Here is a 13428-nt window from a genome sequence, read left to right on the forward strand (position 1 = left end):
GCCACACGGTAGGGCGCCGCGATGACGGGGTATGAGGCAGCAACGCAATTCTCGACGTGTTCTCGTAGGATGGGTAGAGCGCAGCGAACCCATCAACGCTTTCGTCCTCGCGGATACATGATGGGTTTCGCAAGAGCTCTACCCATCCTACTGCCCCGGCCTCCCACGCTGCACTTTCCAAGCCCCCGCATCATCCTTCCACTGTGTGTTTCCAATCACAGCAGAATCAGCCGCGCTCCCCTACAAAGATCAGGCATGGCCGCAAACAAGGTAACGGCGGTACGCACGAGGCTGGGCAGGCGATCAACAGCTACGGACTTTTTCGAAGCCGCCAGGGTGAAGAACCCGGCGGCTTTTTTCTGTCTAGCAAAGCGAAACGGGCGACTGGAGACAGCGACGCGGCTCGAGGCGGATGGGGATACCGCATGGAGCCGACACCTCTCGCCTCTATGAAGCGCCCGGGCCCTTTCGCTCCTCGTGTTCGTCCTCGATCTGCCGTTCGGCTTCGACCCAGAACTCCAGCTCGCGATCGATCGGCCGGCCGGCCTGCTCCCAGAGCTCGTAGGCACGCGCGCGCACCTGGCCGCGCCGCATGATGCGACGGAGCTTTCGCTTCAACTCGTCGGCGAAGCTCTTGAAGCGCTGGACGGTGGTCTCGTCCCTGACGAGCGCGGCCGCTCGCGTTGCGAGTTCGATCTGGTGCTCGATCTTTTGCTGCTCGTCCACTGCAAGCACTGCCGTAGGAACGGATGTTTCAGGGGCCCATGCCGTTCAGAGATTGAATTCGTTTCCGGGAAGTTCTGTTCCCTCACAGCGTATCCGGCGTCCGCAATGTGTTCGACTTACCCTCGTTGCGCAGCTCCTGCTCGGCCGCGTGCCAAAACTCGTCCTCGCGGCCTTCAGGCTTGCCGGCTTGCTCCCACAAGCGGTGCGCGCGTTCTTTGATCTCTTGCTCGGTCGGCTCGGACAATTGCATCTCCTGCTCTGAGCACGGCCCACCCTGGGGGGTATGGGGGGGCTTGGAGGCGGGCCGTGCAGGCCAGCGATCGGCGGCGATTTCTGGCCCACGGATTCAAGCCTTGATCGTGCGCGGGAGTTCCTAATCGCGCGCAGCTACGCCACGCGGCCTGTGCCAGACCTCGTTGAGGATGCTTTGGGACGCTGTGGCGCCTGACAGATATCGGGAGGGGATATGATTGGTAGCGGGAGAGGGACGCGCTACCACATCCACCAGAAGGGTAAATCCTTAGATTTTCCAGAAGCTTGCCCGGATCGGGGTAGCGGAAATGAGGGTGTTACATCCCACCGGGATGTAACACCCTCGCCGCCCCCGGAAAGGCTCATTCCGTGGCCCGCCCTTCCTACCTCGCCCGGCGTGCCGGCGGCCGCTATTTCCTGCAGATCCGGCTGGGGAAACGGGCCGCCGAACTCTTCCAGCTTCCCCTTCTCCGTGTCAGCCTTCGAACCTCGGATTTTGCAGAGGCCCGGAGGCGGCTGGTGGACAATCTCGGATGGGTACTGGAGCTGATTGAGGCTCCCGACCTCGAGGCTATAGGGACCGTGTTCGACGTACGCCTGCGGGCCTATGTCGACCGCGGTTCGCCGGCTGACGAGCGGCTTTTGGCTGAGCGCTGCGCCTTCGAGAACGAGGTCAGGCGGTATTTTACCCGGGCGCAAGAACGCGGATATGCCTACCAGAAGCGTTTTCCGGAGATCCCGGGCCGGTGGGTCGATTTTGTCGACCAGAACAAGGCGGCCGAGAGCAGCATCACCCGCTTGACGGCTCGGCGCTCCTATGAGGCCGGCCGCCGTGAGGCCCGAGAGGCCTTCAACGAAGGCTGGGAGCCCGCGCCCAACAAGGCACCCGCGCTCCGGCCGGAGACACTTGACCCGATCGCCATGCTCGACCGCCTCGTCCAGGATGCCGTAGGCCGACGTATGGCTCAGCTTGCCCCCGGCAACCTCGCGCCCGTGGCGGCGCCGACCATCGTCCCGGCGGAGACCGGCAATCCCAACGAGCCGGCCAAGTCCGATGGCTCAACTGCAACCACTCCCGACCGCATGTCCATCCTGCTGCAGGAGTTTCTCCGCCCCGCTGGGCGCAAACGTCAGCACACCATGAAAGGGCGTGGCGAAGCCGAGGCCGTTGTGCAGTTCGCGATCGACTTCCTGGGCGACCCCCGTATCGACGAGCTCACCGAGGAAAAGTGGAAGCTGCTCGACGACGCCCTTCCGGACATTCCAAATCGCGACAATATCCCGCGCGAGTTCTCCCAGACGCTCTTCCAGCGATTTAAATATGCCGAGACGCACGGCTGGAAGGACCTCGTCCGGGTCACCACCACGACGATCCAGAGCCGATACTGGGGCGGCCTCTATAAATTCCTCGATTTCGTCATCGAGCAGAAGCTTTATGCCGGTCCTCGGCCCAAATTCGTATGTATCGATCCGGAAAATCTCGCTCCACTTCCGCGAGACGCCTTCGACGACACGGAACTTCTCCAGCTCCTGCAGCAGCCCCTCTTCACCGGCTGCAAGAATCGACTGCACGTCTGGCAGCCGGGCGGCTATTTTGTGCAGTCGCACATTTATTGGGGCTTCCTGATTTGCATTTTGACCGGCATGCGACCGGGCGAGGTCGGCCAGCTCAAATGCGCCGACATCCGTACCGACGGCGAGTTTTATTATTTCGACCTCAGACCATTTGACGCCCGGAGCGGACGTGTCGCCCTAAAGGATCTTCGCAATCTGAAAACCAATGCCGCCGGTCGCGTAATTCCGATCCACCCCATTCTTATTGAGCTGGGTCTGCTCGATCGAATGCAGGACCTGATAGACAAGAAAGAGGAGCGGCTCTTCCCCGAATGGGAAGCCTACATCAGAAAGGATGGTACGGTGCGCTGGTCACAGCCGCTCAGCAAATCCTGGCAGTACGTAAAAAAGCTTCTGAAGCTCAGCCGGGCCGACCTGACGCTGTACAGCACCAGGCATCTCATGGCGGATTGGCTCGACAATGAAGCCATCGCTCAACGCACGCGCGACCGCATCTTGGGACACGCCAACGATGTTCGCGGCCGCTACGGCCGCAAAGGGATTCTCGACCCGGAAATTGCGGCGAAGATCGAGGCGCTCGAGCCTGCGGTGATCAAGCAGATGCGAAAAATGTTGCTTAGTGCAAAGAACCGCGCCGACGCAGGCGGGCTCACCGTACTGAAGACATACTGAAATTCGAGGTTTGCTCACCCTGTGCTAAATCGCGTGTCGGATCATTTCGTCTGCGACATCTGGGTCGCACCGTGAGCGTCGGATTGCCGATGCGGCCGCCACCAGAACGTCGACGCGCCGGACGTGAGCGGCATCGGTCTAGTCTATCAGGAAGGAGCAACAAATGGATGACGAACGAAAATCATCAAAAGCCGGGGGAACGGGCCACTGAAGGCTTGCGGAAGGTAACTGCCAAGGAAGGAGCGAAAAACGAGAGCAAGACGGGGCACGATCTAGCCAAGGGCGCTGATCGCTTCGAAGAACGCTCTAAAAGCTCCGATGGAAAAAGCGCAGAAGAAAAACAAAAAGGCTAAATGCAAACAGCAGACCCGACGCCGCGTTTCCTAGCAAAGGGCCTCCGTAATGACGCTGGAGGCCTTTACTCACGAAGGGTACATCCTCCCTCGCTAGTTACTCGTTCTCTTATTGGCTTGAGAAAGAGGACGATTCGCGGGTGAAGCGCGCCTAAGCAAGCAAGGATGCCGACGCGCGGCCGTGGCAGGCAGGTTCCGGAATTAACGCGCCGGGGCAACATCAAGCTTAATCCGCGTCTTCGATTGCACTGGGGCGACTGTGCGATAGCCTCTCTGCACCGGACATTGCTCTTGGTCCGGGTCCCCAGTGGCGAAGCCGTCGCGCCAATATACTCGGCGCGTCGGCTTCGTTTGACTGTAGAACGGTCGCGCGAGTTTCATTTGATAAAGCAGTCAGGCCGCGAAACCATCGATCTCATTGAGATGCGTCGGCAACTCACAGCGCTGCGTTCGCAACACTCCGACAATCGTCTAATTGCGACTCTGTTGAACCGATTTCTCGTGAAGATCGCCTTTCTGACCGAGCCAACAAACCTCGCGCACGAGCAATATCTCCGGTCGGAATTCGAAAGAACGTTGACGAAGGTCGAAGAGATTAATGCACAGACAAAATCCGGCTGAGCCACCTCCATAGACATTGGTCCAACCTTCCTCGGTAACTTTAACAATCGGATTGTGTTGCGGCTTCCAGCGCGGAGTTCGATGCTCGATACAGTCGTGAGGGTGTCGATGTCTCGCGTACCGGCGCCTTGGCGGCAAGGGGTCGCCAGCCCCCTTGGTCGGCGACCCCGCCCTGTGACGCTGAACCTTGAGGAGCCGAAGTGTCTAGTAAATGGACGGGTGTTGAGCGGCGACGCGTCACACGCAAGACGGTCGACCAGATAGTTATGCTCTCGCTCTCCGGCGGAGCAACAGTCACGCCCTGTGCAATGCAAAACCTCTCGGTTCTTGGCGCCGGCATCCTGCTAAAAGATAGTCCGATCCCGTCGACTGACTTCGACCTATCCTTCGACCAATTTCGAACGAGCTTCGCTTGCCGCCTCGTATGGCGTCGCGATGCTTTCGCCGGCGTGGAGTTTGTCCATTAGCGTGCCGCGATCTGACGCCGGCGCAGCGGGCGAAGCTGATCGCGAAGGGGAAGGCGGCCTATGAAGTCGTGCATCCGGAGACAAAGCACGGCGCTACCGGGCGGGGTCGAAGGAGTTCTCAGGTTGAGAAGTCTAACCGCTTCACCGGGGATAGGCGGCAAAGGCCGGCCGGTCCGTCGCATCCATCGCTCGCGACGCGACCCGCGCCAACGCGCTTGGCGCCGATCTAGACTGGTCGCTGCGACGCAATCAGGTACCGCGGTGCAGCATCTAATTGTGTTTATTCTCACCGATTGCCGAAGCTAACGTCGGATCGCACTTTTTAGTGGGGCGTTTTCATGAGTGCTTTTCAGGCTAAACTAGAACGTTTCGAATGCCTTGCCACCGAGTGCGAGGAGATTGCAAAAAGGTCAGAGGAAAGTAACCGGCACCTGTATCTGAGGGCGGCACAGCACTATCGGGACCTCGCAAGCGATGTTCGCGCGTTGATTGCGTCGTTTGACGTCGCCGCGTAGGTTCGCCGATCACCTTATGCAACTCTCTTAGCTTAGCGATAACCTCAACGGGAAGAGGAGCATCGCTAGAAGCTAAATCCTTGCGTTTCGCCAGCTCGTTTTCAATAACGGCCTCAGCTGCCTCGTCCTCCGAATGTGCTTGATCAGCATCGGCGATGGCGGCATCTAATTCCGCCTCGCTGCGGGTCGGATTATGTCCGGAATTGCGTGATGCTGGCGCACCAAGTTCAAGGCCGCCCGCTCCCTTGTGCGCACAATCTGCGGGGTGCAGTACACCCAGAACCCGGGGTACAACCTTGCTCGCAGTTAGCTCATGCTGCCAGGCATGAAGCAGCGGATGCCGGGACCATCCGCTGGGTCCAAAGGCCAAACCATCGTCCGACCAGCGCGGTTCGGTTCCGTAACTACTGCTTCGTCGGGAACATCGATCCACTCGCCGCTTAACGGACGCGATAATGCCCGTCCTTGGAATCCCAATCCGTCTCCGCGACAGCGTGGCCATCGGCGACGGAGCAACAACGGCCCCCGCCGCTGGTTAGCTGATCAAACCAGGCTTCAAGACGCGAGCCAGCATACCGCCGCCCGGATCGCGCGCCCACACGTTGCCAATCGAGAGCGCTGTTATGACGCCAAGGACTAACCGGTGCGCGGTGAATTTCATCTCACTTGCCACGATGCCGCTACCATCAACCAACATACATCGGGGTGACGAAAGCGCAGAACACGAATCCAATAAATGAAGTACAAAACCTCGGACTACTGCAAACTGAGGCGCAAGCTGTCGATGTCGGTTTTGGGCCCCTGCAGGACTCTGTCGGGATTGTCGCCGACGCTTCAGCGGATCGCAGCCTGCCGCTCCCCTCCGTGTCGCCTGGGCGCCCTTTCGATCGCCGAAGCCAAAAGGCTCGGCTGGAGCAGGACGGTGAACTCTTCGAGCGGCAGCGGCGGAGAGAAAATATAACCTTGCGCCATCGTCGCGCCGTTTTCGGCCGCGAACCGAAGGTCTTCGGCCGTTTCGATGCCTTCCACCACCGTTTCGAACCCCAATTCATCCGCAAGTCCGAGCGCCAGGCGAAGGATCGTCTGCTTCTCACGGTCTTCCGCGACTCCCGCGACGAGCGTGCGATCGAGCTTCACGGCGTCGAAGGGGAGCCTCGCCATCGTCGAAAGATTCGAATAGCCGGCTCCGAAATCGTCCATTGCAAAGCGAATGCCCAACTGCCTGAGCAGGCTTATTCTCTCGCGCACGACATCTGGATTGCGCATCGCGACCGACTCTGTGATCTCGATCTCGAGGTGTCGCGGCGGGAAGTCGGCCTCGCGAACGGTCGTGACGATATCCTTGATGAACAGCGGGTCCTCGATGTCCGTCGCCGCGACATTTACGGCGAGCACGAGGTTCGAACCAGCCCGGATCAGGCCCCCGATTTCGGCGAGCGCGCGCCTGAGCACGAAGCGGTCGATCTCCATGATAAGACCGATCTCTTCCGCGATCTTGATGAAGCGCTGAGGAGGAATGTTGCCCTCCTTCGGGTGATGCCAGCGCGCCAGCGCCTCCACCCCCAGGATGCGGCCATCCGCGCAGGACACCTTGGGCTGGTAATGGACGACGAGCGCTTCATTGCGGATCGCTAGGGCAAGATCGGTTTCGAGCCCATGGCGGGCACGCGCGACCTCTGCGAGATCCGGAGTGAAGAACGCGTGGGTATTGCGTCCCGAGCTTTTCGCGACATACATCGCAAGATCGGCGCGGATCAGGAGATCGTCATAGTTTGTGCCGTGGGTGGGACAGATCGCAATGCCGATGCTGACGCCGATAGTTGCATGGTTGCTCTGGAGCTTGAAGGAAACCTGCAGCGCCTCGATCATCTCGCGGGCACAGAGGCTCGCGGCCTCGACCGTCTTCACCCCGGCGATGATGGCAACGAACTCGTCGCCCCCGACCCGGGCGAGCAGACTTTTGCCGGCAGCGACCTTGGACGTCAGCAAATTGCTCAAGCGCTCGGCCACCATCCTGAGCAACTCGTCGCCAGCCTTGTGCCCGAAAGTGTCGTTGATGGATTTGAAGCCATCGAGGTCGAGGAAGAACAGTGCTGCGCCTTGTTCCGCGTCGATGAGCGCCGGCGCGTCCACGCGCATCTTCTCCCGATTGGGAAGGCGGCTCACCGTATCGTAGAAGGCGAGCTGACGAATTCTTCGCGTGCTGGCCCGCAAATGCGTCAGCATGCGCTCGAATGCAAAGCCGAGGCTGCGAACCTCGCCGATGCCCGTTGCGCGGAACGGAACATCGAGATTGCCTCCCGCGATTTCCTGGGCGGTCCTGGCGAGCGCCGAAAGTCCTTTCGTGAGGTGCCTCACGGCGGCCAATAGCGCGACGACCAGGGCACCGAGCGCCAGCGCCGCGGATGCCAGGAACTGCCACATCAGCGTGCGGGTATGGGTTGCGCCGATCTGGAACATCTGATCACGTGTCGTCGTCACGAGCGATGCGCTCGCGAACGTACACACCTTGAGCGTCGCCTCATATTCGACACAGCGCGCGACGTAGTTGCCGTCATCTGAGCGCTGCAGCCCGCCCAAACGCGCCGTGGCGCTGCTGAATTTCACCCCTTCAGGCCCCGCGGAAGACACGATCTCGTTGTCACCCGTGATGATGACCACGCCGGCATTAGCCAGGGACGTGAAGTTCTCGAGAGTCTTCTCCGAGCGCCCGAGCGGTCGGATGGCGACAAGCGCGCCGATGAGGTCGCCGAAGTCGTCGAACACGGGCTCGATTGCGGTGTGCGCTATAGTGTGGCGCTGCGGCAGGCCGAGCGCTGACAATTCACCTAATTTGAGCTCGTAGGTGCCTTCCTCACCCCGCGGGTGCGAGCGGCTATTGTCCTTGAGGATCGCCCTGAGATTGACGGAGAGGTCGGTCCCCTCGATCGCCCCGTTCAGAGCGAGGAGGTCGAGGGGCGTGTTGGCACCGATCACGCGGCCGCTTTCGTCGAAGGTGATCAGCCTTTCAAAGCCGGAGGTCGAAGCAACGATGCTGAGCAGATCGCGGATAGTCACATCATTGTTCGAGGCGACCGCCTTGGCGACATCGGCGCGCTGAGCGATCTGACGCAGGCGTGATGCGGTTTCGGCGCCGAGGACCTCGATTCGCGCTCGCGCCAACTGCGCCTCGCCGTCGAGGCGATGAGCGAGCTGGTCTTCCGAGAGTTCACCCAGCGCCGCAGCCTGCTGTGTCAGTTGCTGCTGCAGGCGCAGCGCCGTGAAGCCACCGATGAGGCCGAGCCCGATCACGCCGGTCGCGAGCACGACGGCAACAAGGCGCATGGCGATAGACGAGGGGAAACCTGGAAGCCAGGACGGAACGGCCCAACGACGCCAGGGGGGCGGCGCCCTCGATGCCTTCGCCATATCGGTGTCAGTCGCCGCCACTGCCAGCACCCTTAACTTACGGGGGCCGATCAATGTCGCTCACCGAGGCCCCACTGAGTTGTCTTCCAGGCGCCGAATTTAGGCGAGTGGTACCCTCTAAATCGTCTATTTGCCGTCCATTTGTAGCTAGTTGATTACCAAATGGTTTTTCGAAACCATCAGATTGTGCGCTTTCACCTTCTGTTCGCCACACTGATGATTCCAAAAGGCACGGCGTTGCGACAACAGAAGGTTTAGGTTTCTTTGCCAGACTGTGCACCTCGTGGTTCGAAGGGGTTGCAAATGGCACTTTCGAGGATAATGGCAGCCCTTTTGGGCCTTTGCCTTGCGGGGGTGAATGCCGCTGGCGCCGAAACACGCAGGCTCGACATCGTCGGGACCGGAGACGGTATCGATGTCCTGCGCGCCATCGCCGCGAGCTTCATGCAGCAGGAAGGATCCGCACAGGTCGAGGTCCCGCCGAGCATCGGTTCTGGCGGGGGCATCGCGGCCGTGGGGTCCGGCAAGGCGATCTTAGGGCGCGTCGCACGCCGCCTAACCGACGCCGAAGCGGCTTCCGGCATCGTCTACAAGGCGATCGCCCGCCTGCCCTCGGCTTTCATCGTCCATCCCGGCTGCGGAGTGAGTGCCGTCACAAGCGCGCAGCTCGTTGCGATCTATTCGGGCCGCCTTGCGAATTGGAAGGACCTGGGGGGCGCGGATATGCGCATCCGCGTCGTGCGGCGCGAGGACCAGGACAGCACTCTCAGCGTTCTGCGGGCCAGCATGCCCGGCTGGCACGATCTCCAGATCGCCGAGAAATCGAAGATGGCAACGACCACTCAGGAAGCGATCGACACGGTTCGCGATGTTCAAGGCGCGATCGGCTTCGGTCCTTTCTCGCGGCCATTGGAACAGGGGCTCACGGTGCTTCGCGTGGACGGCCACTACCCGACGGACGCGGATTATCCCTCGAGCGTGGTGCTGGCGCTAATCTATCTAAACACGTTGCAGGATCCGGACGCCCTGGCCTTTCTACGCTTTGCCGATGAACGGAAGGCAGCCGACGTCATCACCAGCCTCGGTAGTCTGCCCGTCAAGCCCTGAGGCGCCGGGGCTCGGCCGGCGCTGCTGAACTCACAGGCCGGGGCGATGAGGCTGCTCCCGGCTTCGCCATAGACGGGTGACTTTGTCCATCAGCGATGGGGTTTGAGAGCTCGGCAGGAAAGGATCGGCATAGCATTGCGCATTGGCCGAGTGCGCCTTGTTCTTCACGATCTCGACGAGACCAACGGGGCCGGCGACGTAGACCGTATCCTCCAGCCCAAGCAGGGGCAGGTAGTGCGATGGACGCCCGGGCCTGATCGCCAGGTTAGACCCGACCTCCGTCGTCGCAATGACGTCGCGGACACCGTCGTCGATCAGCCACTGCAACGAGGGAAGCATATAGAGATTGTCCGCATCCCGGCTGCCGGCGACGACCACCATCTCGCGGTTGCGCTGGGTCGAGCGCGCCGAGCGGGCCAGCGCCCAGATCGGGGCCCAACCTGCTCCGCCGGCGACCAGCACCAGCGGCCCCTGGCCCTGTCGTAGATAGGCTTGTCCGAAGGGGCCTTGCACATGCGCCGCATGGCCGGGCCTGATGGCTTTGCCGAGCTGCCCCGACACGGTGCCGTCAGGCAGGCACCGGATGTGGAAGACCAGTTCGATTTGCTTGAAGGAACCATCGAGCCTGAAGGTCGGGCTGAACTCGCGCGCAGGATAGCCGGAAAACTTGACGCGCACATATTGGCCCGGCCGAAACTCGAGCGGCGCTGACGTCGTCAGCACGACTTCGGCGATCTCCGACGAGAGCTGGTTGATCTCGGTGACAGCGCCCGCCCGCTTCACCGGGAGCGGCAATTCTTCGAATTCGATCTCAGCATCGCCTGCGACCGCTGCCTGGCAGGCCAGCACAGTGCGGCCATGGCCCGAGCCGCCGTCATCGACCGAACCCGAAACGACCGTCACCCGGCAGCTCTGACATTGTCCCGATCTGCAGTCGTGTGGAACGAGAATCGAGCCGCCGAGCGCCGCGTCGATCAGGCTTTCGCCGGCGCGGGCTTCGACAAGCTTGCCGTTGATGACGAGCTGACAATGCCTCTTCATCGCGAGGCCTCTGGGAGTGGCCGCCGGTCGAGCTCGTCGCCCCCGATGAGACGCCTATTTCTGCGGCACGACACGCACCGGGCGGTTATGGCTCGCATGCCGCGTCTGTGCATGGTCGAAGACAGCGACCCACATGTAGAGATCGCGGCCTGGCACGAAGGCTTTGTCATATCTGCCATCGCTTTTCATGTTGCGCGTCAGCTCGAGCGTCCAATGTCCGTTGCTCCATTTTGAAACCCCGGCGACATTGGCTCGCTCCCCTTCGGTGTCGCCGGCGATAATCACGCCGGGCAGGATCGTGCCAACGGGGATCCTCGCGTCGGCCTCTGGAGTGTAGGGTTCGCTCTCCGAGTCGAACATGTACCAGCGGCCGTTCTCGTCGTCGCTGCTGTTGGGATCAAGATCGAATTTGCCGAGGGCTGCGACTTGCGCCTTCCAGTCCTTGGGAAGCCGCAGAACTGTGACGGGCCCTTTGTCGCTCCGGTGGATGAACTTGAAATTATACGAATAAAGAGAGTGGCCAGGCTTATTCCAATAGCCGCCCTGATAGCGGGCATCGTAATTCTGCTCGTCCAGGGTCGGGGCGTAGGGCGGGCCGATATATTGGCTGTCGACACGCCCGAGCATGCCCCCGCGCGACGCCTTCCACTGCCACATGTCGATGTAGCTGCCATCCGTCGTGGAGTGGAAGCCCCGGCCGTTGATCGGCATCGGCTTGCCGGGCAGCGGGTTGGCCCCGAGACCCGTCGCGCCTGCGCCGCCGAGCGATGCATTATCCGAGAAAATGACCGCCAGTTTATCCTCGTAGAAGTCGGCGGCGTCTTGCAGACCCGCACGCTCGTCGAGGGCGTGCCAGCCATCCTCTCGCTTGATGATCGGAATGCGGCGGAGGGAGCGCGTAGGATCCTCCCAGCGGAAGGCAAAATAGATCTTCTGCCCGTCGTGCAGGGCGCGCACCTCCACGAGCGATTCGCCCGATCCGCCGAGATTGGCACCTTGCTGCGTGCGAATGAAGACGGGGAGCGCGCGCGACCAGACGGGATCTCCCATGGCGCCGTCGAGCTTGGGCGCGGCGCTCACCCGCGCGATGACGAGCGTATCGCGCGTCGCCCAGTCGAGCCCGGCGACGGCGCACGTGACGGCCACCCCGATTGCAGCGGCGACGAGGACAGGCCTCGGCCGCACGGCCTTCGTGATCGCGAGCTGCGTCGGTCGAAACACGCGAAAAATCTGCTGCCAACCGCCATGGAGATAATGCGCGGCGACATGCGCGAAGATATAGACGAGCCCGACGAAGGCGGCGGTCGAGTGGAGATAAGCCCACCAGCCGCCATAGCCGAGATACATCATGACGCCCGTCCCCGTGAGGAAGATCACGAGCGCATAGACGAACCAGTGCAGGATGACGTTGACGGCTCCCCACTTGAGGCGAGCCGGAGCGCGCATCGCGAGGATCCGCGTCTTCTTGGGGCTGTTGCGCTCGACGAGGCCGCTGCGCGCGAGGTAGGCGACGTAGGCCGACCCGCAGAAGAAGACGGCGAGCCCTGCGAGGAAATGCCAGGAAAAGATCTCGCCCTGCGGCAGAACCGGAGCGAGCCATTTCGAGAAGGGGGCGTGCAGCGCGTCCGCTGCGATGCGTATGCCGGTAACGAGGCTCACGACGAACGCGAGCGCGGTCGCCCAATGGAGGATTATCGTCCCGACATCGGTGCGGGGCGGGCTTTCTCGGGACTTTGTTTGAGCGAGTCTTCTCTCGGTCAAGGCATCGGCGTTCGTTCGGGCGTTGACATCGTTCATTGCATAAAGCTTGCCCGCGGTAAACCAGCGGTTGCGCCAGAAAGGCTGCGAAGCAGGGGTTAGTTAATGCGGCCGGCCAACGAGCCGCCCTCGGGGCATACACCAGTCTCGAAGTCCGGTCTCTCACCCTGCTTAGCTCTGGTGCTGGGCAGCCCAGAGCGCGGCCGCCGCGCGGGTCGCTTAGGCGCGTCCTTCACGAACTCGGCGGAAACCGTTGGGACGATTTTGGTCGCCGATGCTCCCACGCAACTTGAATTTATATTGTAATTTCAATTATATATGAGTTCGCGGCTTTGTTCTGAACGGCGCGCAATTCAGAATAAACCTGCGAACTCGTATGTTAATGGAATTGCTGTACCCTTGGCTGACAATCTGGACATGTTTGAACGAGGTCAGCTTTCCCGCTTCCAACAGAGATCGTTCGCCCGACCTACATCAGATGGGACCACGGTTGCCAGGTTTGGCATTCTCTCGCTGGAAGGAGAGAATCTCTCCTCGCTAAAGCAAGCTGCGCCTGCTTCAACATGCTCTCCAAATGCGTCCGGCGCACGAGCAATCCGCGATAACAGCTTATTGGCGGCCGGCTGATATCGGTTACGAATGAGACTATCGGCGTGCCACCCTAAGGTTCAGCTTCCGGGCACAAGAAACGCACGTGAAGGGTCATGCAGTGCTTGGAGCTGTCCAGCTGAACCCTGACTTGGTTTATGGTCGCGCCATTTCCAACGACGAGCCCGTGCTTGCCGGCAAGCCTCGGCCCAGCTGATGGCGCCACAACTATGCGGCTGCCCTTGCCCAGCCTCCCGGCCACGGGACCCTGCTCGGCTGTGGACCTCGATATGCAACTGCTCAGTGGCATGATCTCCCAACCTCTTCGATCACTCTCCTAGATGC

10 protein-coding genes and 1 pseudogene are annotated in these 13428 nt (G+C 61.2%); 5 read left to right on the forward strand and 6 right to left on the reverse strand.

Annotated elements, in window-relative coordinates; translation table 11 throughout:
- Positions 1-447 precede the first annotated feature (447 nt).
- A complete protein-coding gene (locus I3J27_RS30120; protein ID WP_270162507.1) occupies positions 448-726 on the reverse strand; it encodes a DUF2934 domain-containing protein in 279 nt (92 codons plus the stop codon).
- An 82-nt stretch (positions 727-808) separates the two neighbouring features.
- Complete coding sequence (locus I3J27_RS30125) at positions 809-970, reverse strand: DUF2934 domain-containing protein (protein ID WP_270162508.1); 162 nt, start codon at positions 968-970, stop codon at positions 809-811.
- Between the two features lie 377 nt (positions 971-1347).
- Here I3J27_RS30125 and I3J27_RS30130 point away from each other — a divergent pair, with 377 nt between their 5' ends.
- From I3J27_RS30130 to I3J27_RS39215, 4 genes are all read left to right on the forward strand, one after another.
- The gene (locus tag I3J27_RS30130) at positions 1348-3225 is read left to right on the forward strand and encodes a tyrosine-type recombinase/integrase (protein WP_270162509.1); all 1878 of its coding nucleotides are present in this window, start codon (positions 1348-1350) and stop codon (positions 3223-3225) included.
- Between the two features lie 167 nt (positions 3226-3392).
- The gene (locus tag I3J27_RS30135) at positions 3393-3578 is read left to right on the forward strand and encodes a hypothetical protein (RefSeq protein ID WP_270162510.1); all 186 of its coding nucleotides are present in this window, start codon (positions 3393-3395) and stop codon (positions 3576-3578) included.
- 165 nt (positions 3579-3743) lie between these two features.
- Positions 3744-4199, forward strand: a complete 456-nt coding sequence (locus I3J27_RS30140; protein WP_270162511.1) for a hypothetical protein — start codon at positions 3744-3746, stop codon at positions 4197-4199.
- 266 nt (positions 4200-4465) lie between these two features.
- Positions 4466-4666: a hypothetical protein gene (locus I3J27_RS39215; protein ID WP_370691988.1), complete on the forward strand. Its 201-nt coding sequence runs from the start codon at positions 4466-4468 to the stop codon at positions 4664-4666.
- A gap of 821 nt (positions 4667-5487) precedes the next feature.
- Here the strand turns inward: I3J27_RS39215 and I3J27_RS30145 are convergent.
- Positions 5488-5837 (reverse strand): annotated as a pseudogene (locus I3J27_RS30145) (hypothetical protein).
- 178 nt (positions 5838-6015) lie between these two features.
- A complete protein-coding gene (locus I3J27_RS30150; protein WP_270162512.1) occupies positions 6016-8610 on the reverse strand; it encodes a putative bifunctional diguanylate cyclase/phosphodiesterase in 2595 nt (864 codons plus the stop codon).
- A 282-nt stretch (positions 8611-8892) separates the two neighbouring features.
- On the opposite strand from I3J27_RS30150, the gene I3J27_RS30155 reads away from it, so the two are divergent.
- Positions 8893-9696, forward strand: a complete 804-nt coding sequence (locus I3J27_RS30155; RefSeq protein WP_306417031.1) for a PstS family phosphate ABC transporter substrate-binding protein — start codon at positions 8893-8895, stop codon at positions 9694-9696.
- Positions 9697-9726: 30 nt separating this feature from the next.
- On the opposite strand, the gene I3J27_RS30160 is transcribed toward I3J27_RS30155, so the two are convergent.
- Positions 9727-10737 carry a 2Fe-2S iron-sulfur cluster-binding protein gene (locus I3J27_RS30160; protein ID WP_270162514.1) on the reverse strand — a complete coding sequence of 337 codons (1011 nt, stop codon included), beginning with the start codon at positions 10735-10737 and terminating at the stop codon, positions 9727-9729.
- Positions 10738-10791: 54 nt separating this feature from the next.
- Positions 10792-12534: an ethylbenzene dehydrogenase-related protein gene (locus I3J27_RS30165; protein WP_370691879.1), complete on the reverse strand. Its 1743-nt coding sequence runs from the start codon at positions 12532-12534 to the stop codon at positions 10792-10794.
- Positions 12535-13428 lie beyond the last annotated feature (894 nt).

This window comes from Bradyrhizobium xenonodulans (genome assembly GCF_027594865.1).
GTDB lineage: Bacteria > Pseudomonadota > Alphaproteobacteria > Rhizobiales > Xanthobacteraceae > Bradyrhizobium > Bradyrhizobium xenonodulans.

What these genes read in the sequence shown, in the direction of transcription:
- I3J27_RS30155 (WP_306417031.1), top strand. Translation starts at nt 8,893, where the DNA reads ATGGCACTTTCGAGGATAATGGCAGCCCTTTTGGGCCTTTGCCTTGCG.
- I3J27_RS30140 (WP_270162511.1), top strand. Translation starts at nt 3,744, where the DNA reads ATGCCGACGCGCGGCCGTGGCAGGCAGGTTCCGGAATTAACGCGCCGG.
- I3J27_RS30165 (WP_370691879.1), bottom strand. Translation starts at nt 12,534, where the DNA reads ATGAACGATGTCAACGCCCGAACGAACGCCGATGCCTTGACCGAGAGA.
- I3J27_RS39215 (WP_370691988.1), top strand. Translation starts at nt 4,466, where the DNA reads ATGCTCTCGCTCTCCGGCGGAGCAACAGTCACGCCCTGTGCAATGCAA.
- I3J27_RS30135 (WP_270162510.1), top strand. Translation starts at nt 3,393, where the DNA reads ATGACGAACGAAAATCATCAAAAGCCGGGGGAACGGGCCACTGAAGGC.
- I3J27_RS30160 (WP_270162514.1), bottom strand. Translation starts at nt 10,737, where the DNA reads ATGAAGAGGCATTGTCAGCTCGTCATCAACGGCAAGCTTGTCGAAGCC.